The organism is Nocardioides sp. (assembly GCF_035503875.1).
GTDB lineage: Bacteria > Actinomycetota > Actinomycetes > Propionibacteriales > Nocardioidaceae > Nocardioides.
The window spans coordinates 1-26089 of the sequence record NZ_DATJTA010000037.1 but is presented as its reverse complement, the minus strand read 5'-3'; the positions used below and the strand labels follow the sequence as shown (position 1 = coordinate 26089).

Genomic DNA, 26089 nt, shown 5'->3' with positions numbered 1-26089 from the left:
CGCACCCGTTCTCCACCGGGCCCGGCCGGGTGCCCGTCGGCCGTCGGCGCCCGTGGGGAGCGTTGCGCCATGACCTCTCCCGCTCCCTCCACCCCGTCCCCGACCCGTCTGACCGCGCGCACGCCCGAGGACCTGCTCGCCGTGGTCCCGCTCGTCCTCGGCTTCCAGGTCACCGACTCGCTGGTGCTGCTGACCTTCGGTGGTCGTCGGCCGTTCCATGCCCGCATCGACCTGCCCGGCTCGGCGGCCGAGGACGCCGACGTCGTCGCGGCCCTGCTCGATCCGGCCCGACGCCACGGTGTGCGCGCCGTCGCGCTCGTGGCGCTGGGAGCCGAGGACCGGGCGGCGATCGCCGGGCGGATCGGCCGGCGCGTGGTGGGGGCCTTCCAACGCGCCGGGATCGACGTCGTCGACGCGCTGCGAGCCGACGGACACCGCTGGCATCCGCTGCTCCCGGGGCGTCGGCCCGGGGTGCCGACCGACGGCGTCCCCTACGACCTGTCCTGCCACCCGTTCACGGCCCAGGCGGTGTTCGACGGACGGGCCGTGCTCGGCTCCCGCGAGGAGCTGGCGGCCGGTCTCGAGCCCGACCGCGACGCGGTGGCCGCGGTCGCGGCGCTCCTCGCAGGAGCCGACCCCGCCGGACCCGACGACGTCGCGGCCCTGGTCGCGGCGCACCTCGCCGACGGGCGGATCCCCGACGCCGCCCTGCCCGGACTGCTGCTCGGTCTGCGCGACCCCGCGACGCGCGACGCGGCCTGGGCGACGGTTCGCCGGCCGGGTGCCCACGACCACGTTCGCCTGTGGACCGACACGGTGCGGCGGGCGCCCGCGGCCGTGCGCGGTGGACCGGCCGCCGTCCTGGCCCTGACCGCCTGGGCCGCCGGCGACGGGGCGCTCGCCTGGTGCGCGATCGACCGATGCCGCGAGGTCGACCCGCGCAACTCCCTGGCCCAGCTCGTCGCGGACGCGCTCGATCGGGCACTGCCGCCCAGCATGTTCGAGGACGGCGCGTCCCTCGCACCGCCTCGGTGAGGGTCGCGCCCGCCGGGTACCCGCCCCGCATGGATCGCTCAGGAGTGTCACGCAAGGTCGGGCTCGAGGAGGAGCTGCTGCTGGTCGACCCTGCGACCCGGCTCGTGACGGCGCGGTCGCCCGAGGTGCTGAAGGGATTCCGTGAGCACCGCCGTGGGCGGCGAGCCGCGGTCGCGACGGACGAGCTCGACCAGGAGCTGTTCCGGCACCAGCTGGAGACCCGGACCGCCCCCACCGAGTCGATCGACGAGACGCTCCGCCAGATCCGCGACGCGCGCCGCACGGCGGGCGAGGCGGCAGCCGCCGTCGACCTGGGGGTCGTGGCCTCCGGGATCGTCCCCAGCGTCATCGACCGGGTCCTGGTCTCCCCGAACGACCGCTACCGCGACATGGTCGACACCTTCGGCGAGGTGGCCCGCACGGGCGGGACCTGCGGGATGCACGTCCACGTCGACATCGCCGACGACGAGGAGGGGGTCGGCGTCATCGACCGCCTCGCGCCGTGGCTCCCGCTGCTGCTGGCGGTCAGTGCCAACTCCCCGATCTACGACGCGCGAGACACGGCGTACGCCTCCTGGCGCTCGCAGGTCTGGGCCCGCTGGCCGAGCGCCGGACCCACCGAGCAGTTCGGCTCACTCGCCGGCTACCGGTCCGTCTGCGCGATGCTGCTCGAGACGGGCGCCGCCCGCGACGAGGGGATGCTCTACTTCGACGCGCGCCTGGCCGCCGCACACCCGACGCTGGAGATCCGGATCGCCGACGTGTGCACCGACCCGCTCGACGCGGTGCTGGTCGCGGCCCTCGCCCGCGCGCTGGTCGAGACCTTCGCCCGCGAGCACGCCGCGGGGGAGGAGACCCCTCCCTGGCGCGCCGAGGAGCTGCGCGCCGCGCAGTGGCGCGCGGCGCGCTACGGCGTCACCGAGCGACTGGTGCATCCCGTCGCCCGGGCGCTCGCGCCCGCGGACGAGGTGCTGGCCGCCCTGGTCGACCGGACCCGGCCGGCGCTCGCCGAGGCCGGCGACCTCGAGCTGGTGGAGGACGGCGTACGCCGGGTCCGACACCTCGGCGGAGCGACCCGGCAGCGGGCGGCGTACGAGCGGACGGGCAGCGTCGACGGCGTGGTCGACGACCTCCTCGAGCGGACCCGCGTCTCCTGGGCGGACGCATGAGCCCCTGTCCGGCCCGCCGCGCGCCGCTAGGGTCGATTCATGGGTGAGGAAGTGGAGGCACAGGAGTTCACGCGCGCCGACCGCACTCGGCACCGGGAGAAGGTCCGGCGCTGCCTGGACGTCTTCGCGCGGATGCTGCGGGACGCACGCTTCGACACCGACGACCCGATGACCGGCCTGGAGGTCGAGCTCAACCTCATCGACGAGGCCGGCGACCCCGCGCTGAAGAACGCGCAGGCCCTCGACGCCATCGCCGACCCCGACTTCCAGACCGAGCTCGGCCAGTTCAACATCGAGATCAACGTGCCGCCCGCCCGCTTGCGCGAGGGCGGCCTGGCGACCTTCGAGGCCAACCTGCGGCGCAGCCTCAACGACGCCGAGCACAAGTCCGCGGAGGTCGGTGCCCACCTGGTGATGATCGGCGTCCTGCCGACCCTGGCCGAGGGGCACATGGGGGTGCACAGCATCAGCGGGAACCCGCGCTACCGGCTGCTCAGCGAGCAGATCCTCGACGCGCGGGGCGAGGACATCAGCATCTCGATCAACGGGGCGTCCGAGCGGCTCTCCACCACGGCCGACTCGATCGTGCCCGAGGCTGCCTGCACGAGCACCCAGTTCCACGTGCAGACCTCGCCGGACCAGTTCGCGGCGCACTGGAACGCCTCCCAGGCGATCTCGGCCGTGCAGCTGGCGATCGGCGCCAACTCGCCGTACCTCCTCGGCAAGGAGCTGTGGCGCGAGACCCGGATCCCGCTGTTCGAGCAGGCCACCGACACCCGCAGCGAGGAGCTGAAGGCCCAGGGCGTGCGCCCGCGGGTCTGGTTCGGCGAGCGTTGGATCACCTCGGTGTTCGACCTGTTCGAGGAGAACGTCCGTTACTTCCCGGCCCTGCTGCCGATCTCCGACGACGAGGACCCGCTCGCCGTCCTGGAAGGCGGCGGCACGCCCAACCTGTCGGAGCTGCGGCTGCACAACGGCACGATCTACCGCTGGAACCGCCCGGTCTACGACATCGCCGGTGGGGTGCCGCACCTGCGGGTGGAGAACCGGGTGCTCGCCGCCGGCCCGACCGTCGCCGACACCATCGCGAACGCGGCGTTCTACTTCGGGCTGGTGCGCGCCCTGGCCGAGAGCCAGCGCCCGCTGTGGTCCCAGATGTCCTTCTCGGCCGCCGAGGAGAACTTCCACGTGGCGGCCCAGCAGGGGATCGAGGCCCAGATCTACTGGCCGGGCGTCGGCCAGGTCCGCGCCACCGAGCTGGTGCTGCGCCGCCTGCTGCCCCTCGCACGGCACGGGTTGGACGCCTGGGGCGTCCCCGCGGCGGAGTCCGACCGGCTGCTGGACATCATCGAGCAGCGTTGCCTGAGCGGCGTCAACGGAGCGGAGTGGTTCGTGCGGCGGATGGGGGAGCGGTCCGGCCAGGACCGCTACGACGCGCTCCGGTCCACCCTGCTCGACTACCGCGAGCGGATGCACACCAACGAGCCCGTGCACACCTGGGACTGAGCACCCTCAGCGCCGACGCAGGCGCTTCCACTCCCGTGCCGTCCCGGAGCGGGGGTCGCGCCAGCCGTGCCGGTTCACGACGACCATCGTCAGCGGCCGGTCGGCCTCCCCGCAGGCCGCGAGCGCGGCCGCCAGCCACTGCGCGTCCAGGTCCTGCAGGTCCAGGTCGCCGGAGCGGGTCAGCCAGACCACCGGCTCCGTGCCGGTCGGCGCCCGGCTGAGCATCGCCGCCGCGACGTCGGTGCGCAGGGAGTGGTCGGCCGACGCCGGTTCCAGGGCGAGGACCCGCTGGGACCCGCCCGGGACGCCGATGTGCAGGCGGGCGGGGTAGTGCCGGCGCGGCTCGGACGTCGCGTGATCGAGGACCGCTCGACGCAGCAGCGCGGCCAGCGGCCGGGCGACCGGCTCGTGAAGTCCTGGACCCATGGCTCCACCCTGCCCGGAGAACCGCGATCCCGCCGGGTGAGTTCACAGGCTCCCACCGGGTACGGGAGTTCGGTAGCGTGCCCGACGACCGGTCGTCGGGCCGGCCTGACGAAGGGATGGACATCGATGGGGACCGTGGTGGTCGGGTACGTTCCGAAGCCGGAGGGCGAAGCCGCCCTGTCCAAGGCGATCGAGGAGGCGAAGCTCCGCGGCTCCAAGCTGGTCGTCGTCAACTCCCACCGCGGCGGCCAGGACTTCGACGCCGCCGCCGCCCGGCGCGCCGAGGCCGAGATGGAGTCGGTGAAGTCGAAGCTCGACGCGGCCGGCATCGACCACGACCTGCGCCAGCTCGTCCGGGGCTTCGAGCCCGCCGAGGACCTGATCTCGATCGCCGAGGCCAACGACGCCGAGCTGATCGTCATCGGCCTGCGCCGCCGCTCGCCCGTCGGCAAGCTGATCCTGGGCAGCAACGCCCAGCGGATCCTCCTCGACGCCCACTGCCCCGTCCTCGCCGTCAAGGCCGACTGACCCACCCGCCGAGTCGGCAGTAGTTACCCGCCCAGTCGGCAGAACTTGCGCGTCGAGTCGGCAGTAACTACTGCCGACTCGACGTGAGGGGACGGTCTGCGTACGGCATCCTGGTGCGCATGGCCATCCACATCACCGGCGACGAGCACGCCGACCAGGTGCTGACCGACGACCCCTTCGCCCTGCTCGTCGGGATGATGCTCGACCAGCAGTACCCCATGGAGCACGCCTTCCGCGGCCCGGCCAAGGTGCTGGACCGCTTCGGCACCATCGACCCCGCGGCGATCGCGGCGGCGGACCCTGAGGAGTTCGCGGCCCTGTGCGCCACGCCCCCGGCGATCCACCGCTTCCCGGGCTCGATGGCCGCACGCCTGCAGGAGCTGGCCCGCCTCGTCGAGGAGCAGTACGACGGCCGCACCGAGCGGCTGTGGGCCGAGGCCACCAGCGGCAAGGACCTGCTGAAGCGGGTGATGGCGCTGCCGGGGTTCGGCAAGCAGAAGGCGCAGATCTTCGTCGCGCTGCTGGCCAAGCAGCTCGACGAACGCCCCGAGGGCTGGGACGCGGTCGTCGGCGACTACGCGTTGGAGGGACACCGCTCGGTCGCCGACGTGGTCGACCCCGCGAGCCTGCAGAAAGTGCGCGACTTCAAGAAGCAGAAGAAGGCCGCGGCCAAGGCGAAGGCCGTCTGACCTGCGGTTTCACGCATCGAGAGCCTCCGCAGTCCGCGGGGAGTCCGCGAGAGGGCTGAGAACCTCGTCCATCACCTCGCGGGTTCGGTCGTCCTCGCCCGGCCAGAGGTGCGCGTAGGTCGTCAGGGTGATCACCGGCGTGGCGTGCCCCAGGCGCTCCTGGACCTGCTTCACCGACGCGCCGCCAGCGATCAGCGCTGAGGCGTAGAAGTGCCGCAGGTCGTGCGCGGTGAGGTCCCACGGGGTGTACGTCGCCTTCGGGTCGCGCTCGCGCAGGGCCGCTGCTTCCCGCCGGTTCGCCTCGACCACGGCGGCCTCGGCCACCGTGCGCCACCGGCGGTACACCAGCGGCTCGCCGATCTCGTCGAGGAACAGGGCGCCCTCACTCGGGTACGCCTTCAGGTGGGCCGCCAGGGTCTCGACGACGACCTTCCCGATCGGGACGACGCGGCGGGACTTCTTCGACTTCAGCGGCCCTATCGTGCCGTCCTGGCGCCGCTGCTCGTCGATCTTGACCGCGCCCTTCCCGAGGAACGTCACGTCGTGCTTGTCCAGGCCGAGCGCCTCGCCGATCCGCGGGCCGGCCCCGGCGAGTAGCACGGCGAGGGCGCGGTAGCGCTCGGGCAGCGCGTCCCGGAATGCCTCCACTCGCTCGATGGTCGGCGGGACGACTGGCGCGTCATCTGACTGCGGCAGCTTGATCTTCGACGTGCACGGCGACGACGAGATCAGGCGATCGTCGACCGCCGCGTCGAGCACCTGAGTCAGGACGTGGTAGATCCCGTGGATCGTGCCGGGGGAGAGGCCCTTCTCAGTGTCCAGCTTCTTCACCAGCGCCTGCACCATCGTCGGCCGGATCGCTGACAGCGGGTGCTTGCCGAGCTCGGGGAGGATGTGCAGCCTCAGCGCGTTGTCGACGATCCGCTTCGTGCCGTCGCTCGAGACCTGCACCTGCTCCCACGAGGCGGCGTACGACGCCAGTGTGGCTCGCCCGGCCTTGGGGTCGACGTAGTCGCCCCGGACGACCGATGCCGTGACCTGGTCGAGCCACTGCTGCCCGTCGATCTTCCGATCGAAGTGCTTGGCGTGCTCCTTGCCGGCCGCGTCGCGGTACCGCGCTCGCCACTTCCCGCTCTCACGCCTCTTGATCGAAGCGATCGTCCCCACCGCCCTCGACGTCGTAGCCGGCGAGCGCGTTCACGTCGCCGCGTGCTTCGGCCGCGTCGCGCTGCTCCTTGATGAAGGACCGAGCTCGTTCGGCCGCTTCCTGCCGCTCACGCCACAGCCGCTGTAGCTCGTCGAAGCGCCCCTGTGCCTGCGTCCGCTCGCGCTGCCAGAACTCGGCGGCGTACGACGCGCTGTCCAGGGCAATCCGAGCGCGCTCGAGCTGCTCGTCGATCCCGCCCGGGTGAGGGGCGGTGACCTCGTGCAGGTCGAGCCCGAGCAGCTGCGTGATCGCCACCGCCTCGTCGAGCCGTACGCGGCGCTTGCCCTGCTCGATCCGAGTGATCGCCGTGCCGTCGAGGTCAATCCCGAAGGCTTGGCCGAGGTTGGCCGCGAGGGTCGTCTGCGCCCAGTCGAGTGCCTTGCGGCGCTCCTGGATGCGGGCCGCGAACACCTCTTCGGGTGTCGAGCCAGCGGGAGGGACGTTGGCGGGCGTTGGTTCGGTAGACACAATCGCAGCGTACTGCGCTTCCTGTTGCGTGTCACCCAGAGTTGGCGTTTACTGAGAAAACAACAGCCCACTGACAGGAGCGCAGCATGGATGACCTGCTCACAACCGAAGAGGTCGCCGGAATGGTCCGGTCCTCGGAAGGCACGCTGAGGTACTGGCGGAGCGTCAACCGAGGCCCTCGGTCCGCCAAGATCGGCAAGCGCGTCGTCTACCGCAGGTCTGACGTTGAAGCGTGGATTGAGGCCCAGTTCGACCAGGCCGTCGGCGACGACCTCGCGGCGGCTGGCCAGTGAGCCGCGGGCGCCTCATCGGCGTACTCGGCCTCGATCTCACGACGATTCCCGCCCGTGACCGCCGTGCGGTGATCTGGAGCTACGAGGGACTACCCGCCGGCACCAAGGTGACCTTCAGGCTCGGAGCCACGGTCGGGCCGTGCGGCGACACCCACCGCGAGGGATTCCCGCCCCGCGGGGAGAACCACGCCGCCTACGAGGGCGTACAGCAACTGCTCGACCACGGCCTCAACGTCGAACTCGAGGGCACCCCCGAACTGCTCGCCGACTGGCAGCGCGCAGTCGACAACGAGTGGTGACCGAGTACGCCAAGCCACCGATCTGGGTGACCCCCGCCGGCGGCCCGGGCGACGACGAGATCGCCGAGTGGGACGCGTACGAGAAAAGCCAGAGGCAGGCCACCGAACACGAGCGTCTCGTCGAGCGCGAGCTGGAGCGACTACGTGCCCGCGAGGAGGCGCAACGCCGCTTCGCTGCCGAGCAGCGCGCCCGGGTCGCTCGCCCGCCGCTGGTCCGGCTCGACGAGTTCCTCGCCCGCCCGCTCGACGCACCGACATACCGAATCGACAAGGTCTGGCCCACCGGCGGCCGGATCATGCTCGAGGCACAGTTCAAGGCCGGCAAGACCACCACCATCGGCAACACGATCCGATCACTCGTCGACGGCGACGACCTCTTCGGCCGCTTCGCCGTACGACCCGGCGCACGAGTCGTCCTCATCGACGACGAACTCGACGACCGCAACCTCCAGAGCTGGCTCACCGACCAAGGCATCCGCAACCAGGCCGCCGTGCGCCTGGTCGCGCTCCGCGGCCTGTTGGAGACCTTCGACATCCGCGACCCCGACGTACGCACTGAGTGGGCACGAGACATCAACGGCGCCGACGTAGTGATCCTCGACTGCCTTCGCCCCATCCTCGACGCTCTCGGCCTCGACGAGAACCACGAGGCCGGGAAGTTCCTCGTGCCCTTCGACGCGCTACTCCTAGAGGCCGGCGCCAGCGAAGCGATCGTCGTGCACCACATGGGCCACGGCGCCGAACGCGCCCGCGGCGACTCCCGACTGAAGGACTGGCCCGACGCCAGCTGGAAGCTCGTCCGCGACAAGGACGAGGACAACCCCGAAGTCGACGAAGTCGACGGCTCACGCTACTTCTCAGCCTTCGGCCGGGACGTCAACGTGCCCCAGGCCGAGCTCACCTACGACCCCGCCACCCGGCACCAGACCCTCAGCGAGCACGCCGCCAACCGCCGACAGGCCACCGAGCACCGCAAGGAACTCCGCGCCCGTGAGGCAGTCCTGGAAGCCATCCGCGCCCAGCCCGGGATCAACGCCAGCAACCTCCGGCTCGCCGTCAACAAGTTCGGAATCAAGCACAACCCCCAGACCGACGCCGCCGTTGGGGCGCTCGTCGCCGAGGGTCTGATCTGGCGCACGAAGATCGGCCGGACCACCCAGCACTTCCTGGCCGGCGCCCCATCCGCAGCCATGTTGCCCACCCTGCCCAACGATGCCCAGGGCGACGTGGGCGCATATCTGCCCACTGCCCCTATAGGGCAGGGGCAGATATCGACCCCACCCGGCGGCGACGACCCTGCCCAATCAGGGGATCAGTCGTGACGGTCGGGTCGACGAGCGACTCCATCCGCGAGTCGCTCGTCGAGCAGCTGCACAACCACCGCAACCCAGCCTGGCTCCGCGTCAGCATCTGGGCCACCCTCAACGCCCAGCACGGCCACGCCCGCACCTACCCCGCCGAACTCCGCAAGGTCCTCGCCCTCGACCGCCAGTCGTACGTCAGCCGCGCCCTCGACCAAGCCCGAGACCGCCGCCTCATCGACCCCTGCTCCACCACCTACTGCGTCGTGCTGCTCGGCCACGCCCTCGCACCCTGCGAAGCCACACACCGGGAGACCCCGTGATCCTGCTGCTCCAGCACATCACCGACGTACTGGCCCAGCTGGTCCGGACCCTGCTCGCCCTGCTGCGCCAACAGCACCACCACCGCAGCAGGTACGTCCTGGTGGGCGTGTGACCAGCGTCGACACCTGGTCCGGCCGCGTCGTCGGCCAGGCCCGAGAGATCGTCACCACCTGGCTGCCCCTGCCATGCGGCCAAGGGTGCGGCCGCATCGTCGACGGCACCGAACCCTGGGTAGTTGGCCACAAGGTGCCACGCTGGCAACGCCCTGACCTTGCCCTCGACCCCGCCAACTGGCACCCCGAATGCCGCAAGTGCAGCGACGCAAGCGGCCCCCGCGAAGCGGCCGCCAAGCAACGAGCCATCGGCGCCGCCGAAGCCCTGTCCGGCTTTCTCCCGGCCCAGCGTGACGGCGGAAGCCCCCGCCCCTTCCCGTCTCTCTCCCTGGCGGCCCAGGACGACCAGTGGACGGTCCCGGCGCGCATGCGGTGGTCGCATCACGTCCAGAACGCACCCGCGTGGCTCAGGCCGTACCTCGACGTCCCGGCCAACGCGGCCCCGCCGTTGGCGATGACGGAGGTGCACCCGCGGGCGGTGTGCTCGTACGCCGCCGAGTCGTGCATGCACGGGTGGCGCGGGGTGCCGTTCGTCGTACCGCTGCCGGCGATCGCATGGGTCGAGCAGGCTCGGCGGATCCGGCTGCGGTGGTGGCAGCGGCTCGCGATGGTGCGGCAGCTCGAGCACGACGAGGACGGCCGGCTGTGCTGGTTCAACGTCGTCGAGTCGGGGACGCGGCGGATCGGGAAGTCGGAGCGACTGCGATCGGTGGCGTTGTGGCGGATGGAGCGCGGGGTCGAGTTGTTCGAGCCGGGGCAGACCGTCATCCACTTCGGGAACAAGCTCGATGTCGTGCGCGAGGTGCAGGAGCGGGCGTGGCCGTGGTGCGAGTCCCAGGGCTGGGCGGTGTCGAAGAACAACAACAAGCCGGGGGTCACGCACCCGAACGGTGCGCGCTGGCTCGCGAAGACGACGGCGTACTCGTTCGACGTGCACCTCGGCCTGGCGGACGAGTGCTGGGACATCGAGCCGCCGCGGATCTCGGAGGACCTGGAGCCGGCGGCGCTGGAGCGGGAGTCGGCGCAGGTCGTGACGACGAGCACGTCGCACCGGAAGGCGACGGCGCTGATGAAGCGGAAGATCGCGGCGGCGTTGGCGTACGACGATCTGCGGACGCTGCTGCTGCTGTGGGGTGTCGAGCCGGGCGCGGACATCTTCGCGGAGGAGACGTGGAGGGCGGCGTCGGCGCACTGGTCGGACGACCGGCGCGACCAGATGGCGGCGAAGCTGGTCGAGGCGCAGGAGGCCGGCCCGTCGATCGACGACCCGGACCCGGTGGGGTCGTGGGCGAACCAGTACCTCAACGTTTGGGACCTGGTCGTGCGGCCGAAGGTGAAGGGCGAGCAGCTCGTCGACGCTGACCGGTGGGCCGAGCTGGTCGCGGGCGTGCCGGAGGGGAAGCCGGCGGCCGCGGCGATCGAGTCGTGGTTCGAGGACGGGGTGACGGCGGCGCTCGCGTGGCGGCTCGACGACGGCGCGGTGGTCGTCAGCGCCGCGGACCTCCCGGACCTCGCCGCCGCGGTGGCCGTGGTGAAGGCGTCCGGGTACCGCGGCCGGGCGATCGTGGGGTCGTCTCTGCGGGAGGACCCGGCGGTGAAGGGCAAGCTGCCCTCGCGGGCGGGGGAGGGGCCGGTCATCGTCGCGGTGCAGGAGTTTCAGCGGCTGCTCGGTGAGGGCGTCGTACGGCACGACGGCGGCGCGCATCTGGCCGGCCAGGTCGTCGAACTCCGCACGAAGCCCGGCGCCAACGGGCCGCTCATGGCGTCGACCGGGCGGGCCGACGCGGTGAAGGCGGCGGTGTGGGCGGTGCGCGCGGCGCGGGCGCGCGGTGCTGGTTCTCAGATCCGGGGAATGGTGTTGCCCAGAACGTGACACCGCGTTGCCCGGTTCTGGCAACGGAGCCCCGTACGCCGGGGGCTGTGCTGGACGGTCCTCGGCGTGGGAGTTCTGAGGTCGCTGCTGACGGGTCGTCGTCCTGACGTCGTCGTCGCTGCGGAGGAGACGGCGGCGTTCTCCGTCGAGATCGACTCCGGGACGCTGTACGCCACCCCCACGCTCGACGACTACATCTTCCGCACCGGCCGGATCAGCCGGGCTGACGCGCTGCGGGTGCCGGCGGTCAAGCGGGCGCGGGACATCATCTGCTCGCTGGGTCAGTTCCCGCTCTCGTTCGTCGACCCGTACGGCAAGCCCGCAGCCAACTTCACGCCGAACCTGCTCCAGCAGCCCGAGCGGGGCGTCGTCCCGTCGATCACGTGGGCGCGGGTGCTGGAGGACCTGCTGCTCGACGGCCGGTCGTGGCTGCGGACCACCGAGGTCGGCTGGCACAACCGGCCGGTCCATGCCCACAAGCTCGACGCCGAGACGGTCACCGTCCAGCCGAAGATCGTGGTCTACCCCGGCCAGGGGTCGGCGACCGTGTGGCCCGAGGTCGCGGGGCTGATCCGGATCGACTCCCCGAACCCGGGTCTGCTCGATGCCTCGCCGGCCATCCGGGCCTGCATCGCGTTGCAGCGCGCGACGCTGAAGCACGTCGATGGCATCCCGCCCTCGGAGCACTTCACGTCCTCGGACCCGGAGGTCGACGCCTTCGGCAGCGAGGAGGAGATCCAGGAGTTCCTCGAGCGGTACGAGGAGACGAAGCGTCGACGGGTCGCCGCCTACTTCCCGAACGCCGTGAAGCACAACATCACCGGCTGGGACCCGCAGAAACTGCAGCTGGTCGAAGCCAACGAGTTCGCGATCACCGAGATCGCCCGCCTGACCGGGATCGACCCGGAGGACCTCAGCGTCCCGACCACGTCGCGGACCTACTTCAACGCCCAGGACCGCCGCCGCGCGCGGACTGAGGACGTGCTGGGGCCGTACCAGGTCGCCATCGAGGGCCGCATGTCGGCCGACGACGTGTGCCCCTACGGCTACACCGCGGCCTTCGACCTCTCGGCGTACGAGCGCCTCGACGACCTCTCGGCCGCGCACACCGACTCGGTCCTGGTTTCGGCGAAGATCCTCGACCCCGCTGAGGCGCGCGAGAAGCGCGGCCTGGACCCGAGCAAGGCGCCGACCGGGACCCCCGACCCGGCCGAGGCTGGCGCCGCCGTGACGGCTGCTGCTGCCCATCAGGCGGCTGAGCTGGCCGCCGCCACTGAGAGGAGCGCCCGCCGTGGGTGACACCATCGTCGGCTTCGAGGCCGCCACGTTCGCGGTCGACCAGGAGTCCCGCACCCTGACCGGAGTCCTGCTCCCGTTCGGCGTCGTCTCCCGGCCCGCCCGGGACCGAGTGTCCGGGAAGGTGTCCCGCTACCAGTTCGCCGCCGGCACGGTCGCGCTGCCGGACCTCGCGGAGGTCGCGGTCATCTTCAACTTCGGCCACGACACCGAGACCCTCGAGGCCCAGGTCGGCATCGCGAAGGAGCTCCGCCTGGAGGCCGACGGCGTCCACGCGAAGGTCAAGATCGCGAAGACCCCCGAGGGCGACCGGGTTCTCGCGCTGGCCGAGGACCGGATCCTGCGGTCGTTCTCGGCCGAGGTCGGCGGCGAGTTCGCCGACGGCAAGGACGGCGTACGGGAGCCCACCGGCCCCGGCGCCGCGACCATCACGGGCGGCGCCGTCGTCCTGCGCCCCGCCTTCGACGGCGCGCACATCACCAGCGTGGCGGCATCCGCTGCCGAGGAAGGCACCACTATGAAGTGCACCAAGTGCGACAAGGTCCACGCCGAGGGTGTGACCACCTGCGAGACCGCGCCGACCTTCGGGCAGGCCGAGGCCGTCGAGCTCCAGGGGCAGGTCCAGGCGCTGAGCGAGAAGATTGCCGAGCTGGAGAAGATCAAGCTCCCGGTCGGCCCCGGCCCGCAGTTCAAGGTCCGTGAGGAGCCGATCTACCGCTTCGCCGGCACCGAGGGCGCCCCGTCCGGGTTCGACTTCGCGGAGGACCTGCTGGCCGCGGCCCGCGGCGACGAGGCCGCGTTCAAGCGGGTCCAGGACTTCTCGGCCGAGAACCTCACCCCCGACGGCGCCCCGGGCGCCCCGGAGTTCGTGACGACCGGCAACGTCGACGAGCTGAACCAGCCGAACTACCGGCCGGACATGTTCCTCGGCCAGGCACCGACGCCGCAGTCGCCGCTCTACGACACCTTCCACAAGGGGTCGCTGAGCAACGTCACGCCGTTCTTCTGGACCAAGCTCGACCGGGTCAACACCACGGTCGCGGTCGGCGACCACACCGAGGGCACCGACCCGACCGCGACCAACCTGGTCACCGCGGCCGGCGCGACCGTGACGCCGGTCCCCGTCTCGGGCAAGGTCCACATCACCCGGGAGGTCGCCGACCAGGGCGGCAACCCGCAGGTCTCCGGGCTGGTCTGGTCCGAGTTCGAGCGGTCGTTCAAGATCGCGCTGGAGACGAAGACCGGGGCGCTGATCGCCGCCGCGTGGTCGTCGATCACCAGCCTCACCGCGGCCATCGCCGCCGGCGCCACGGGCGTCGTCGCCGGCCGCGCGATCGAGGACGGCCTGGTCGACCTGCAGTTCCTCCCCGACGGGTCCCGCTTCGTGAAGGCGTTCGGTCACGTCGACCTCTACAAGGCGCTCACCCGGGCGATCGTCCCGCAGTTTTCGGGCGACACCGTCGGCGAGAAGCTCTACCCGATCATCAACCCGCAGAACCGCGACGGCAGCGTGGCCGGGAAGTACTCCTTCATCGACCTCGCCGGCTACCGGATGGAGCCGACCGCGTCCCTCGGTGCGACGTCGACGAGCGCGTCGAACTCCCTGGTCGCGGACCCGCTCGCGGTGCACGTGTGGAACTCCGGCCTGACCCGCCTGGACAAGCTCCAGGAGAAGGTCGAGGGCTGGGACCTGGGCGTCTTCGCCTACTTCGCTGGCGTCGTCTACGACGTGACCGGCCTCCGCAAGATCGCCTACGACCCGACCGCCTGAGGAGGCATCTGACATGGCTGCCCGCACACCCAAGGCCGACCAGGTGAAGGTCGGCGACACCATCGAGCTCGGTCGCTCGAACGGCTACGTCCGGCTCCCCGACGGCACCGTCGTCACGGCCCGCGCGTCGTACGTCGCCCGGCACGCCGGCGAGCACGTCGTCATCACCACCGACGACAAGGGCAAGACGACCGAGAAGACCGTGAACGTCGCGGAGGTCAGCTGATGGCCGAGCGGAAGAACTTCGCAGTGGGGGAGACCGTCGAGGTTCCCGAGGGCACCGTCGTACGACGGCCCGACGGGTCCGAGCGGCCCGTCACCGGCGGCCTGTACGTCCTCGACGTGCCCGGCACCTTCGTGCTCGGCGAGCGTGAGGTCACGGCGAAGTGACCACCCTGCCCGGCGAGGTCCATGTCGTCGAGGTCCCCGACCTCGCCGCGGTCAAGGAGTACCTCGAGCGTCAGCAGGTGCCCGTCGTCCCTGGCGCACCTGCTGACGACGACCGGACGATCGGCTACCTCGACACCCAGGTCCAGCGCGTGCTCGACGCCGAGACCGACCTGCAGGCCCGCGCGTGCCGCGTCGCCCCGTACACCGCCGCGCTCGCCGAGGCGCTGTGCCGGCGCGTGCACTGCGCGCTGGCTCGTCGCAACCTGCCGCTCGGCGTCGACCCCGCCAGCGAGACCGGCGCACGTCCGAGCGCCAACGACCCCGAGGTGCGCCGCATGGAGCGCCCGTTCCGGAAGGTCATCCTCTGATGGGCACACGTGACGACCTCGCCGAGGCGTGCAACCAGGTCGAAGGCGTCTTCGCCGAGCCGTACTTCACCGGCGACTCCTCCGCGGGCCGGGCACACATCCGGATGGAGCGCACGGACTACCCGAACCCGTTCGGCGGCGTCGTGCGCTGGAACGTCGTCGTGATGCTCCCGGCTGACCAGGCCCAGGCAGAGCGATGGATCGAAGCCGTCCAGCCCCAACTCATCGAGCAGCTGGCGCCGCACCTCGCCGTCACCAGCGCTGTCCCGCAGCGCATCGAGATCCCCAACGTCGGCCCTGTACCGGCGCTGTTCATCAACGGACACAGAGAGGAGAGCTGACCACTATGGCTGCTCTCGGAACACGCCTGCTCCAGCTGAGCATCGGCGGCACGGACTTCACCGCGCAGGTCTTCAACGTCGAGATCGTCTCCCGGGCGGCCGACAGCGACCAGACCACGTTCTCCGAGGCCGCGGCCGGCGGCGGGCGGATCTACTCGCTGAAGATGGTCATGACCCAGGACACCGCCGCGACGGGCCTGTGGAACAAGATCTGGACCGTCCCCGGCACCACGGTGGCGGCGCTGATCAAGCCCTACGGCAACGTCGCCGCGTCGGCCACCCAGCAGCACTGGTCGGGCAACGTCACGATCACCGAGCCCGACGGGACCCTGCTCGGTGGCGACGCGGACGCCTCGACGACCGCGCGCTGGTCGGTCGAGGTCAGCTGGGACTTCACCGCGAAGCCCACGCTGGTCGCGGCCTGATGGCAGACCGAGTCGGCTTCAAGGTCGAGGGCCTCGATGCGGTCCTGCGCGACCTCCGCCGGCTCGGTCTGGACATCAACGACCTGAAGGACGCCTTCGCCAAGATCGCCGCCGAGGGTGCTCAGAAGGTCCAGACGAGGATCCCGCGACGCAGCGGCCGGCTCGCCGGCACCGCGCGCGGCAACCGCGCCAAGAGCAAGGCCGTTGTGCGGGTCGGTTCCGCAGCCGTGCCCTACGCCGGCCCCATCAACTACGGCTGGCCCGCCCGCTCCATCGAGCCAGCCGGCTTCATGCAGGACGTCGACCAGGACATGCGCCCCATCGCGGTGCAGCGCCTGGAGGACGACATCAACGCCAAGATCCGACAGCGAGGACTGAACCCATGAGCGCCAAGACGTATGAGCCCCAGAGCCCCGAGACCCTCGAGGGGTTCCTCGACACCCTCACCGGCTTCGACGAGATCGCGATCGCCAAGCACTTCGACGGTCTTGACCCGTACACCGACGGCGAGGCCAAGCCGATCCAGGTGATGCGCGCCCTCGTCTTCGTCGACCAGCGCCGCAAGGGCCTGAACGACCCCGACGCCCGTCAGGTGGCGCTCGCGCTGACCATCGCCGCGGTCAACGCCTACTTCACCGACGAGACCACCGAGGCGATCGACCCCGCCTCGATGGAGACGCCGTCGGGGGAAGGCGAGCCCGCCGCCGGCTGAAGGCGGCGGAGCGGGCCGCCTGGTGCCTGCACACGGGTCAGCCGTGGGAGCTCTACCCGCAGCTGTCCCACGTCGAGCGTGAGGTCTTCATCGAGCTAGCGAACAAGCGGAAGGGGTGACTGGTGGCCGGTCCCATCGCGATCAGCATCCTGGCCAACGACCGGGGCGCTCAGCGGGTGTTCGCCTCCGTGGGGGCTTCGGCGCAGGGCATGAGCGCCCGCGTCGGCAAGGCCGGGAAGGCGCTCGGTGTCGCGGTGTTCGCTGGCACCGCGCTCGCGGCGGCCGGCGCGGCGAAGCTCGGCGCCGCGTCGGTCTCGTCGGCCTCGGATGCCCAGCAGTCCCTCGGTGCCACCGAGACCGTGTTCGGCAAGTACGCCGACACCGTCATCAAGCGCTCCAACGAGGCCGCCCAGGCCATCGGGCTGTCCGCGAACGAGTACCGCGAACTGTCCAACGTCGTCGGCGCCTCCCTGGCCGGTGCCGGGGTGCCGATCGCGAAGACCGCCAAGCTCACCGACCAGCTCAACAAGCGGGCCGCCGACATGGCCGCCACGTTCGGCGGCACCACCCGCGAGGCCGTGGAGTCCATCAGCTCGCTGATGCGTGGCGAGGCTGACCCGATCGAGCGCTACGGCGTGTCGATCAAGCAGTCCGACGTCTCGGCCCGCCTCGCGGCCAAGGGCCTGTCCGGGCTGACCGGTGAGGCGTTGAAGCAGGCCGAGATGCAGGCCCGCCTTGACCTGCTGTTCAAGAAGACCAAGTCCAGCCAGGGCGCGTTCGCCAAGGAGTCCGGCACCCTCGCCGGGCAGCAGCAGCGCCTCGGCGCCCAGGTGGAGAACCTGAAGGCCCGCATCGGCGCCGTGCTCCTGCCGATCCTCACCAAGGCCGCGGCCTTCCTCAACGCCAACCTCACCCCGGCGTTCGAGACCGTCGCCGCCGCGGCGTCCGGCCTCGCGCCCTACGTCGAGATCGTCGGCAACACCCTGGAGGCCGCGCTCTCCCGGATACGCGACATGAGTGGCGGCGCCTCCGCGCTCACCCCCGTCGTCGAGGCGTTCAAGACCTACGCCACCACCGCCCAGACCGTCGTACTGCCCGCCGTCGTCGCCGTCGCGAGCTACCTCGCCGCACGACTGGTCCCCGTCTTCACCCAGGTCGCCCAGATCATCACCGGCCGGGTCATCCCCATCGTCACCGGCCTGGCCGGGTTTCTCTACGGCACCCTCGTCCCCGCCGTCGTCGCGATCGCCGCCAAGGTCGCCACCAACCTCCGCCCCGTCTTCGAGGCCCTGGTCGGCACGCTCCAGTCCCGGATCCTCCCGGCCCTCTCGACTCTGCTGGCCAAGTTCGAGGCCGCCCGCCCGACCATCCAGCGCGTCATCGTGGTCGTGGCCCGGGTCGTCGGCGCCGTGCTCACCTTCGCCGCCGCCATCCTCGGCAAGGTCCTCCCGCCCCTGATCCGGTTCACCGGGTTCCTCACTGGCACCGTCGTCTCGGTCCTCGTACGGGTCGTCGGTGCCGTCGCGCGGGTCGTAGGCGCGGTCATCAGCTTCGGCGGCGCGGTCGTCGACGCGGTGCGCAAGGTCGGCGAGTTCCAGCGCGGCGTCTCCGAGCGGGTCGCGAAGGTCGTCGGCTACTTCATCAACCTGCCCGGCCGCATCACCGGCGCCTTCGCCGGTGCCGCGTCGATGCTGCTGCAGACCGGCGTCGACATCATCGCGGGCCTGCTGCAGGGCATCCGGGAGAAGGCCGGCGAGCTCGCCTCCACGATCCAGTCCTACGTCATCGACAAGATCCCCGGGCCGGTGAAGAAGGCGCTGGGCATCAAGTCCCCGTCGCGGGTCATGGCGCTGATCGGCAAGCAGATCGTCGACGGTCTCATCGTCGGTGTCTCCGGGGCGAGCGACCGGCTCTCCAACGCGCTCGGCAAGGTCGCCACCCTGGTCGACCGGACCTTCGACGACCGCCTCACGGCCGTGGAGAAGCGGCTGCGGAAGCGCCTGAAGGGCGCGCAGCTCGACAAGGCGCTCCGGGCCGCCGAGCGGGCCAACAACGCCGCCCGCAGGGCCGCGGTCAAGGGCCTGGCCGACGAGGAGAAGGCGCTGCGCGCCAACGCTGTCGCCCAGGACCGGCTCGCCGCCAAGCTGGAGACCGCGCGGAACAACCTCGCCGCCGCCAAGCAGGCGATGCGTGACTACGCCACCAGCGTCCGGGACTCGTTCATCTCGTTCGGGTCGATCACCAGCCTCGGCCAGGGCACCGGGTTCGCGGACCCCAACGGCCTGGTCGCGAACCTGCGCGCGAAGGTCGAGCAGGCCAAGCAGTACGCCGCGATGATCCAGCAGCTCATCAAGGCCAAGCTCAACCCGACCACGCTGCAGCAGCTCATCGAGGCCGGGGTCGAGGGCGGCTTCGGGACCGCGCAGACGCTCCTGGCCGGCGGCGGGCAGGTCATCCAGGAAGTGAACGTCCTCCAGGGCCAGCTCGCCACCGCGGGGCAGACCCTCGGCAACGTCACCGCCCAGCACTTCCACGGCGCCGGGGTCCAGGCCGCCCAGGGCATCGTCGCCGGCCTGGAGGCCCAGGCCAAGAACCTCGACAAGGCCGCGATCCGGCTCGCGAACAAGCTGGTCAAGGCCGTGAAGAAGGCCCTCGGCATCAAGAGCCCGTCGCGGGTCTTCCGCGCGATCGCCACCGACAGCGTCCGCGGCCTCGGCATCGGGTTCGACGACACCTACGTGCGCCGCATCGGCACCCGCGCCGCCACCGCTCTCCAGCAGGGGTTCGGCACCCCGGCCCTCGACGCCTACGCCAAGGCCACCAGCTCTACCGCAGGCAGCACCCAGGTGCTCGAGCTGCGGCTCTCGGCAGAACAGCTCACGGGACTCCTGATGGGACGGATGATCATGGCTTGGATCGACGCGGCCCGCGCCGCTGGCGTGAAGTGGGCGGCCGTCTGATGGCCGGGCAGAGCTTCACCACCACCGACCGGCTCCGCCTGGAGGTGCAGCGCGACCCCGCCCCCGGCGAACTGGTCAACCTGGTTCAGAACACCGACGGGGAGCTCGGCGGATGGGGATACCTCACCCCGGTCCCCGGAACCACCCTCGTGCGGAACGGGACGGTTGTCCCCGTCCTGGAGTACCAGAGCACCACCACCAGCGGCGCGTCGTACTTCACCACCGAGGACCTGCCGGTCGTCCCGGGCCGGTACGTCGGGGGTCGCTTCCGCAGAGTGACCGGCGGCTCTGGCAACTTCTGGTGCCGAGCGCGGTTCACGTTCGTCGACGACGACGGCGCGGAGGTGTCTTCCGGACCCTTGACGACCATCACGGCGGCCACCGGCGGCACCACCCTCGTGCCGGCCGCGCTGGTCCCGGCTGGTGCGGTCGCCGTGCGGCTGCGCTACAACCTCTACGGCTCCAGCGCCGGGAGCAACCCCACCAGCGCCGGAACGGTCCGCCTGGACCGTGTCGCGGTAGTCCAGGCTGCGACGTCCACCGGAGCCGACCCCGCAACGATCCCCCTCGACGCTGCTGCTGCGTACTTCACCAACATCCTCGGACCGACCCACGAGATCACCATCGACCGGGCCGAGCTGAACGTCGGCGTCCTCAACGCCACCATCCTCGACGCCTCGCTCGCCCCGGACCAGAACACCCTGCTCCGCCCCGGCCGCAAGGTCCGGCTGATGGTCCTGCCCGACGGCCTCGACTGGCGGCCACTGTTCGTCGGCACCACCACGAAGGCCCGCGCCGACTACAGCCTCAACGGCAGCGGCGAGCACCGTGCCCGGATCACCGTCGAGGCCGTCGACGCCGTCTCGACGCTGGCGAACGTCACCCGCCCCAGCGGCGTGGCCACCATCGCCGAACTGCCCGACATCCTGGAGGGCTGCGGCGTCCCCTGGAGCGTCAACGGATCCGGCAACCAGGTCCCCGCCGCGACCGTCGTGGCGACCAACGAGAACGCCAAGGCCCTCGACCAGGTCGCCATCACCCGCGACACCGCCCTCGGCTACGCCTGGGTCGACAGCCGCGGCGTCCTAGCGGTCTGGGACCGGGCCTCCCTTCCAACGGCTGTCGCGGCCACGCTCACCGAAGACACCTACCTCGCCGACGCCGGGTCGAGCTTCGACTCCGAGCAATGCATCAACGAGGTCCGGGTCAAGTTCCTCCGCAAGAACGCGGCCACGCTGGACACGGTCGAGGTGCCCTACGGCCCCTACCGCGACGACAACTCGATCCGGCAGTGGGGGATCAGGTCGAAGGAGTTCACCATCCAGGGCGCCGTCGACAACCCCGCGGCGATCGCGGCCTACGCCCAGGCCATCCTCGACGCCAACGCCACCCCCCGGATCCGGGTCAGCTCGATCACGCTACCCATCACCCAGGTCAGCCACCTCGTGCCCGGCCGGGCGCTGCTCGACCTCTACGACCGCGTCCAGGTCACCCAGAACACGATCGTCGACGACACCCGCATCACCGGGGTCAAGCACACCATCAGCGCAGGCCCGACCTCGGCCGAGTGCAAGTGGCGGGTCACGCTCGCCTTCGCCGCCGAGGGCGGCGTCGCGCAGCCCCAGCAGGCCCCGCCCCTGCCCAGCTCACCGACCCTGCGGAACCACGCCTACGGCGAGCACACCGGCACCACCAACGCCTCCGGTGCCGTGACCTTCACCCACGGCCTCGGCCAGGTCCCCACGTTCTGCGTCACCCAGAACACCGACTCGGCCCGCTACACCGCCCCCGGCCCACTCACGACCTACGCCACCGCCACCACGGTCACGGTCTTCACCCGAGCCCTCGCCACCGGAGCCGTCGTGCCGACCGGCACGAGCGTCACCTTCACCTGGGAGGTCCGAGCATGACCTACTACGGCCGCAGAGCCTGGGGCGCCCGCCCCGCCAAGGGCGGCCCTGGCCGCGCCGACGTCGACGACGTCGAAGGCATCGTCCTGCACTGGCCGGCGATCACGAAGAAGGTCCGCGGCGTCGAGAGCGTGAAGCGAGCTCTGCGCGGCTGGCAGGACTACCACATGGACGACCGCGGCTGGTCCGACATCGCCTACCAGGAGGCCATCGACCAGGACGGCAACGTCTACGGCCTCCGCAACCTGCACACCCAGCCGGGCGCCAACGGCGACACCTCGGCGAACCAGCGCTACGGGGCGCTGCTGCTGATCCTGGCCCCGGGGGAGGAGCCCACCCCGGCCATGATCCGGGCCGTACGTCGCCGCGTGAAGCGCCACCGCGTCATCGCACCCAAGGCCCGCCGGATCCGCGGCCACTCCGAGGTCCGGCCCGAGCCCACGTCCTGCCCTGGACCCATCGTGCAGCGCCTCATCCGCGCCGGCACCTTCGACCCCTCCAACCCCTACAGGAGCCCCAAGTGAGCAACCCCAAGCCGGTGTCCGGCACCGCCCTGGTCCTGACGATGGCCGCCGTCGTCCTGTTCATCATCGCCGCGGTGGTCGTCATCGCGGTCGCCGTCCCCGAGGGCGGCAACCCCGGCAGCCTGATCGCGATCCTGATCGGCTCGCTGGCGCCCACGCTCGCCGCGATCGCCGCGGTGGCGAAGATCGGCAACGTCGAGCAGCGCGTCGAGCAGGTGGCGGCCGACACGAGCGACCTGGCCAACGGCCGCGGGGACGCGAAGATGCGCGCGGCGGTGGCCACCGTCATCGGGGACGAGCAGGTCCACCCCGACGCCCGCGCGCAGGTCGCCGAGGACCGCATCCGCCTCGCCGGCCCGCGCGACCCCTCGCCCAGCTGAGGGCTCGAGCTGACGGCCCCCGCCACCCGTTCTCGCTGTCCGGGTGGCGGGGGCCGTCGTACGTCAGGCTCTGCCTCGCGGGAGCGGCGTCATCCCACGACGAGCTCGGATGCGGTCTTCGAGTTCGTCGACCGACGGCCCGTCAGGGACGTACGCCGCCTCGGCTTGCTCGCGTGGCGTCATCTGCTCGCAGGTCAGGATGGCGTTGGCGTAGGCCGTGGCAGCGCGGCGGATCGCGTCCGCGCGAGTGCGCTCCGTCATCGGTCTCGCTCGGCGCGGATCTCGGCTTCGAGCTGCGCGACGGTGCGGCCGCAGCCGGGGTGCCACGCCGCCTCTGCCTGCTCGGCGGGGGTCATCTGCGCGATCGCGTCGTCGGAGGCGTCGAGCACCGCGGCCACGTCGTCGATCGCCTGGTCACGCGACTTCCGCCTAGGTGGTTGGGTCATCGCCCCAGCACACTCCGGACGCGTGACGGCCCGCCATCCCCACGATCGGGGATAGCGGGCCGTCGTACGACGTGTCGTGGGTCAGCCCAGGTCCACCACCCCTGAGAGCAGCGCCGTCAGCGCCTCGCGCGCCTCGGGCGTGGCCGTGGCCTGCAGCACCATCCAGACCTGCACGGCGTCGATCTCGGCGTCGAAGCGGCCCTCGGACACGACGCCCTCGACATTGACCTTCAGCGGGCCGCCGACGTCCTCGACGAGCCACCCCGACCAGCCTGTGTAGTGCTCGTCATCCCAGTCGGCCAGGTCGACGGCGTCACCCGCGTGGTACGACTCGTGCTCCAAGGGGGCCTGGTCCATGTTGCACCACGGCCGACCGCAACTGCTGGGCGCTGAGGGCGGGGTGGCCGCCGGCTCGGCCGCCTCCGGCTTCCCCACCGGATCGACCAGCCCGACCAGCGTCACCAGGGCGTCACGCAACTCGCGCGCGCCCTGGAGCGTCAGGCAGTCGGCCTCCGCGCCGGCGAGCCCGTAGAGCTTCGGCTGCCCCCAGGAGTTCTCGATCGACACGCCGATGCCGTCCAGGCCGTTGACGATGATGCTGCCGGTCGAGCACCAGCCGCCGTCCTGGTCGGGGTCCTGGTGGTCTCGACACCATGGCGTGCACGTTGCACCTTCGGGCGCAGGGGTAGTACGTTCTGTCTCAGTCATCTTGCTTCCCTCTCGGGACCGGGCCTCTGGAGTTGCAGCTCCAGGGGCCTTCTTCATGCCTGGGGGAGTTGCAGCTCCACCACCAGACGTGGTGTCGTCGCGGGACGCGTCCCGCCGCGCACGCTCAGGAGGCCGTGGCGCCACCTCCCGCCCGGCACGCTTCGCCCGCCGTGCCTCGGCCGACTTCATCGCCAGCCGCTGGAAGTGCGCACGACGGGCTGACTCGACCCGCTTCGTGCGCTCGTCGAGGGGGAGGACACGGTCGGGGTCGACCTGGTCCTCGAACTTGCGCATCATGCCGTCGCGCGCGGGCTGGGTGGCCGCGGTGCGGTCCTCGGTCATCGCCCACTTCGTGTGCGCACCAAGGCGCCCGATCTGCTGCCGCTTGGGATCCACCATCCCGACACGCTTGCAGTTCGTGCGGACAGTCCGCACTGAGTCCGCAACACACTCCGCCGGGACCTGATCCAACCAACGCCCGCCAACGGCGTTGGTGCAGGTCAGCCAACGATGAGTCGTTGCAACCAACGCAAAGCGCTACGCGGGCGTCCAAGAAGCAGAAGAAGGCCGCGGCCAAGGCGAAGGCCGTCTGACCTCTGACTCCGGGCGAACTGCGCGCCTCCTCGCTCCGGGAGGGAGGAGGCGCGCGACTGCTCAGAAGGTGTCGTTGATGGTGACGCGGTTGTATCTCTTGGGCATGTCGTCTCCCGAGAGGCACGACAGGGCGACCGTCGTGCCGACCTCGATCAACTCGGTGGTGCAGCTGGTCATCCCGAGGATCTCCTGCCCCTTCCAGAACTTGATCTCCACCAGCGCGCTGTCGCGGTCGTCGCGGTTGTTCGTGACCTTGAGCTTCTCGACCTGGATGTCGCCGAGTGCATCGGCCCCGACGGTCCAGCCCGCGGCGTAGTCGAACCCGCGCACAGAGAACGCCTCGCCGGGAGTGATCTCGACGGGATTCGCGCGTCCACCGGTCTCGTTCTCGGACTCCTCGATGGCGTCGCTCACCTCATTGGCGGCGAGTCCGACGACGGCGAAGCACCCGCCGACGAAGACGACGAACAGCACCCCCATCGCGATCAGGATGTTGCGGGCCGTGTGCTTCTTCTTGGGCGGCGGGTAGTAGCCCGGAGGGGGCTGCTGTCCGTAGGGCGGTTGGGCGACTGGAGGGTGCTGCTCACTCATGGCGGGGAGGCTACGAGCGTCAAGGTCGCCTTGTCTGAAGAAGATCGATTCCACGCGTACGCCATGGTCGGCCGTCTAGTCGGCTGGCGGCTCGATTTGCGCGAAGCGGTCGTTCGCAGGCATGAGCGGGGCGTCGTCCTTCCCGATGGGCGGCCTCAGGGGCGCCCTCCGCCCGGTGAACGCGAGGTGACTCCCGGGCGAGGGAGTGGGGTGGCGATACCCGGACCTCACGACCCCCGTGGCAGAATGTGACTGCGGCTCTTGACGTCACCGGGCCTGGCCGCGCCCGCGAGTCTTTTCTTCACGCTCAGCTGACGAGAGGTGTACGTGTCCTCGACCGCGCGCAAGATCCCCGCCGAGGTGCTGGCGCACCCGGCCGTCGTGGCCCTTATCGACCGTGGGGCGCCGACCGGCAGTCTCTCTCCGGAGGAGGTCCGTCGGGCCAGTGAGGACGCGGCTGTCGAGCCTCGACACCTCAAGGCTCTGCTCGGGCACCTGAGCGACCTCGGCATCTCCGTCAACATCGGCGCCGCGGGCACGACCCGTGCGGTGGCGGCGACGACGGCTCGTCGTACGACGACCGCGAGCACCGCCAAGAAGGCCGCCCCGGCCAAGAAGGCGGCCGCGGCGAAAGCCGCGCCGGCGAGCGCCGCCGCGCCCGCGTCGGAGCCGGTCATCGGCCCCGACGGCAAGAAGGTGCTGCCCGACCTGCCCGACGAGCAGTTCGAGAAGGACGTCAAGTCCGACCCGACGATCGCCGAGGACGAGAAGTCGGCGACCTTCGTGGTCTCTGCGGCCGACGACACCGACGAGCCCGAGCAGCAGGTCATGGTCGCCGGCGCGACCGCCGACCCGGTCAAGGACTACCTCAAGCAGATCGGCAAGGTCCCGCTGCTCAACGCCGAGATGGAGGTCGAGCTCGCCAAGCGCATCGAGGCCGGCCTGTTCTCGGAGGAGAAGCTGGCCAAGGGCGGCAAGCTCAAGCCGAGCCTGCTCGAGGAGCTCGAGTGGATCTCCGAGGACGGCCGCCGCGCCAAGAACTACCTGCTCGAGGCCAACCTGCGCCTCGTCGTCTCGCTCGCCAAGCGCTACACCGGCCGCGGCATGCTGTTCCTGGACCAGATCCAGGAGGGCAACCTCGGTCTGATCCGCGCGGTCGAGAAGTTCGACTACACCAAGGGCTACAAGTTCTCCACCTACGCCACCTGGTGGATCCGTCAGGCGATCACCCGCGCCATGGCCGACCAGGCCCGCACCATCCGTATCCCGGTGCACATGGTCGAGGTCATCAACAAGCTCGCGCGCGTGCAGCGCCAGATGCTCCAGGACCTGGGCCGCGAGCCCACCCCGGAGGAGCTCGCCAAGGAGCTCGACATGACCCCCGAGAAGGTCATCGAGGTCCAGAAGTACGGCCGCGAGCCCATCTCGCTGCACACGCCCCT

General features: G+C 71.0%; 30 protein-coding genes. 24 read left to right on the top strand and 6 right to left on the bottom strand.

From position 1 onward, the window contains the following. Nucleotides 1-69 precede the first annotated feature (69 nt). The 3 genes from VMF51_RS08490 to VMF51_RS08480 are packed head-to-tail and all read left to right on the top strand — an operon-like array spanning nucleotide 70 to nucleotide 3710. On the top strand, nucleotides 70-1035 hold the full coding sequence (locus VMF51_RS08490) for a DUF4192 domain-containing protein (RefSeq protein ID WP_325473980.1): 966 nt from the start codon (nucleotides 70-72) through the stop codon (nucleotides 1033-1035). Nucleotides 1036-1064: 29 nt separating this feature from the next. After that, entirely contained in the window at nucleotides 1065-2204 is a 1140-nt protein-coding gene (locus tag VMF51_RS08485; RefSeq protein ID WP_325473979.1) for a glutamate--cysteine ligase, read from the top strand. Between the two features lie 39 nt (nucleotides 2205-2243). Continuing rightward, nucleotides 2244-3710, top strand: coding sequence for a glutamate--cysteine ligase (locus VMF51_RS08480; protein ID WP_325473978.1), 1467 nt, complete (start codon nucleotides 2244-2246; stop codon nucleotides 3708-3710). Between the two features lie 6 nt (nucleotides 3711-3716). Here VMF51_RS08480 and VMF51_RS08475 read toward each other — a convergent pair whose 3' ends face one another. Then, on the bottom strand, nucleotides 3717-4136 hold the full coding sequence (locus tag VMF51_RS08475; RefSeq protein ID WP_325473977.1) for a hypothetical protein: 420 nt from the start codon (nucleotides 4134-4136) through the stop codon (nucleotides 3717-3719). A 126-nt stretch (nucleotides 4137-4262) separates the two neighbouring features. On the opposite strand from VMF51_RS08475, the gene VMF51_RS08470 reads away from it, so the two are divergent. After that, nucleotides 4263-4664 (top strand): universal stress protein, encoded by a 402-nt coding sequence (locus VMF51_RS08470; RefSeq protein WP_325473976.1) that lies wholly within the window; start codon nucleotides 4263-4265, stop codon nucleotides 4662-4664. A 119-nt stretch (nucleotides 4665-4783) separates the two neighbouring features. Next, on the top strand, nucleotides 4784-5353 hold the full coding sequence (locus tag VMF51_RS08465; RefSeq protein WP_325473975.1) for an HhH-GPD-type base excision DNA repair protein: 570 nt from the start codon (nucleotides 4784-4786) through the stop codon (nucleotides 5351-5353). 9 nt (nucleotides 5354-5362) lie between these two features. Here VMF51_RS08465 and VMF51_RS08460 read toward each other — a convergent pair whose 3' ends face one another. Together VMF51_RS08460 and VMF51_RS08455 are read right to left on the bottom strand one after the other, a co-directional pair. Beyond that, entirely contained in the window at nucleotides 5363-6520 is a 1158-nt protein-coding gene (locus tag VMF51_RS08460) for a tyrosine-type recombinase/integrase (protein WP_325473974.1), read from the bottom strand. Continuing rightward, on the bottom strand, nucleotides 6489-6971 hold the full coding sequence (locus tag VMF51_RS08455) for a helix-turn-helix transcriptional regulator (RefSeq protein WP_325473973.1): 483 nt from the start codon (nucleotides 6969-6971) through the stop codon (nucleotides 6489-6491). Before VMF51_RS08455 ends, VMF51_RS08460 begins: the two co-directional genes overlap by 32 nt. A 143-nt stretch (nucleotides 6972-7114) precedes the next feature. Here VMF51_RS08455 and VMF51_RS08450 point away from each other — a divergent pair, with 143 nt between their 5' ends. The 18 genes from VMF51_RS08450 to VMF51_RS08365 all read left to right on the top strand — a co-directional run bounded on the left by VMF51_RS08450 (nucleotide 7115) and on the right by VMF51_RS08365 (nucleotide 22308). Beyond that, on the top strand, nucleotides 7115-7321 hold the full coding sequence (locus tag VMF51_RS08450; protein WP_325473972.1) for a helix-turn-helix domain-containing protein: 207 nt from the start codon (nucleotides 7115-7117) through the stop codon (nucleotides 7319-7321). Beyond that, entirely contained in the window at nucleotides 7318-7620 is a 303-nt protein-coding gene (locus VMF51_RS08445; protein ID WP_325473971.1) for a hypothetical protein, read from the top strand. Before VMF51_RS08450 ends, VMF51_RS08445 begins: the two co-directional genes overlap by 4 nt. After that, nucleotides 7617-8942, top strand: coding sequence for an AAA family ATPase (locus VMF51_RS08440; protein WP_325473970.1), 1326 nt, complete (start codon nucleotides 7617-7619; stop codon nucleotides 8940-8942). The genes VMF51_RS08445 and VMF51_RS08440 overlap by 4 nt, the downstream gene beginning before the upstream one ends. Continuing rightward, the gene (locus VMF51_RS08435) at nucleotides 8939-9244 is read left to right on the top strand and encodes a hypothetical protein (RefSeq protein WP_325473969.1); all 306 of its coding nucleotides are present in this window, start codon (nucleotides 8939-8941) and stop codon (nucleotides 9242-9244) included. The genes VMF51_RS08440 and VMF51_RS08435 overlap by 4 nt, the downstream gene beginning before the upstream one ends. Before the next feature lie 481 nt (nucleotides 9245-9725). Then, on the top strand, nucleotides 9726-11231 hold the full coding sequence (locus VMF51_RS08430) for an HNH endonuclease (RefSeq protein ID WP_325473968.1): 1506 nt from the start codon (nucleotides 9726-9728) through the stop codon (nucleotides 11229-11231). A gap of 66 nt (nucleotides 11232-11297) precedes the next feature. Continuing rightward, nucleotides 11298-12530, top strand: coding sequence for a phage portal protein (locus VMF51_RS08425; protein WP_325473967.1), 1233 nt, complete (start codon nucleotides 11298-11300; stop codon nucleotides 12528-12530). Continuing rightward, nucleotides 12523-14298, top strand: coding sequence for a hypothetical protein (locus VMF51_RS08420; protein WP_325473966.1), 1776 nt, complete (start codon nucleotides 12523-12525; stop codon nucleotides 14296-14298). The genes VMF51_RS08425 and VMF51_RS08420 overlap by 8 nt, the downstream gene beginning before the upstream one ends. Before the next feature lie 13 nt (nucleotides 14299-14311). Continuing rightward, nucleotides 14312-14524 carry a hypothetical protein gene (locus tag VMF51_RS08415; protein ID WP_325473965.1) on the top strand — a complete coding sequence of 71 codons (213 nt, stop codon included), beginning with the start codon at nucleotides 14312-14314 and terminating at the stop codon, nucleotides 14522-14524. Beyond that, nucleotides 14524-14688 (top strand): hypothetical protein, encoded by a 165-nt coding sequence (locus VMF51_RS08410; protein ID WP_325473964.1) that lies wholly within the window; start codon nucleotides 14524-14526, stop codon nucleotides 14686-14688. The genes VMF51_RS08415 and VMF51_RS08410 overlap by 1 nt, the downstream gene beginning before the upstream one ends. After that, nucleotides 14685-15056, top strand: a complete 372-nt coding sequence (locus VMF51_RS08405; protein WP_325473963.1) for a hypothetical protein — start codon at nucleotides 14685-14687, stop codon at nucleotides 15054-15056. The genes VMF51_RS08410 and VMF51_RS08405 overlap by 4 nt, the downstream gene beginning before the upstream one ends. Continuing rightward, the gene (locus VMF51_RS08400) at nucleotides 15056-15397 is read left to right on the top strand and encodes a hypothetical protein (RefSeq protein WP_325473962.1); all 342 of its coding nucleotides are present in this window, start codon (nucleotides 15056-15058) and stop codon (nucleotides 15395-15397) included. The genes VMF51_RS08405 and VMF51_RS08400 overlap by 1 nt, the downstream gene beginning before the upstream one ends. Nucleotides 15398-15402: 5 nt before the next feature. Further along, nucleotides 15403-15822 (top strand): hypothetical protein, encoded by a 420-nt coding sequence (locus VMF51_RS08395; protein ID WP_325473961.1) that lies wholly within the window; start codon nucleotides 15403-15405, stop codon nucleotides 15820-15822. After that, nucleotides 15822-16208: a hypothetical protein gene (locus tag VMF51_RS08390; protein WP_325473960.1), complete on the top strand. Its 387-nt coding sequence runs from the start codon at nucleotides 15822-15824 to the stop codon at nucleotides 16206-16208. The genes VMF51_RS08395 and VMF51_RS08390 overlap by 1 nt, the downstream gene beginning before the upstream one ends. Continuing rightward, entirely contained in the window at nucleotides 16205-16534 is a 330-nt protein-coding gene (locus VMF51_RS08385) for a hypothetical protein (protein ID WP_325473959.1), read from the top strand. Before VMF51_RS08390 ends, VMF51_RS08385 begins: the two co-directional genes overlap by 4 nt. Before the next feature lie 122 nt (nucleotides 16535-16656). Continuing rightward, the gene (locus VMF51_RS08380) at nucleotides 16657-19494 is read left to right on the top strand and encodes a hypothetical protein (RefSeq protein ID WP_325473958.1); all 2838 of its coding nucleotides are present in this window, start codon (nucleotides 16657-16659) and stop codon (nucleotides 19492-19494) included. Then, nucleotides 19494-21404, top strand: a complete 1911-nt coding sequence (locus tag VMF51_RS08375) for a hypothetical protein (RefSeq protein WP_325473957.1) — start codon at nucleotides 19494-19496, stop codon at nucleotides 21402-21404. Before VMF51_RS08380 ends, VMF51_RS08375 begins: the two co-directional genes overlap by 1 nt. Next, nucleotides 21401-21928, top strand: a complete 528-nt coding sequence (locus VMF51_RS08370; protein ID WP_325473956.1) for a peptidoglycan recognition protein family protein — start codon at nucleotides 21401-21403, stop codon at nucleotides 21926-21928. Before VMF51_RS08375 ends, VMF51_RS08370 begins: the two co-directional genes overlap by 4 nt. Next, entirely contained in the window at nucleotides 21925-22308 is a 384-nt protein-coding gene (locus VMF51_RS08365) for a hypothetical protein (protein ID WP_325473955.1), read from the top strand. Before VMF51_RS08370 ends, VMF51_RS08365 begins: the two co-directional genes overlap by 4 nt. A 257-nt stretch (nucleotides 22309-22565) precedes the next feature. Here the strand turns inward: VMF51_RS08365 and VMF51_RS08360 are convergent, their stop codons facing one another. The 3 genes from VMF51_RS08360 to VMF51_RS08350 all read right to left on the bottom strand — a co-directional run bounded on the left by VMF51_RS08360 (nucleotide 22566) and on the right by VMF51_RS08350 (nucleotide 24647). Then, nucleotides 22566-22754: a hypothetical protein gene (locus tag VMF51_RS08360; protein ID WP_325473954.1), complete on the bottom strand. Its 189-nt coding sequence runs from the start codon at nucleotides 22752-22754 to the stop codon at nucleotides 22566-22568. A gap of 81 nt (nucleotides 22755-22835) precedes the next feature. After that, on the bottom strand, nucleotides 22836-23804 hold the full coding sequence (locus VMF51_RS08355; RefSeq protein ID WP_325473953.1) for a hypothetical protein: 969 nt from the start codon (nucleotides 23802-23804) through the stop codon (nucleotides 22836-22838). A gap of 312 nt (nucleotides 23805-24116) precedes the next feature. Further along, entirely contained in the window at nucleotides 24117-24647 is a 531-nt protein-coding gene (locus tag VMF51_RS08350) for a hypothetical protein (protein WP_325473952.1), read from the bottom strand. 321 nt (nucleotides 24648-24968) lie between these two features. On the opposite strand from VMF51_RS08350, the gene VMF51_RS08345 reads away from it, so the two are divergent. Next, a partial coding sequence (locus VMF51_RS08345) for an RNA polymerase sigma factor (RefSeq protein ID WP_325473951.1) occupies nucleotides 24969-26089 on the top strand: 1121 nt, incomplete at its 3' end.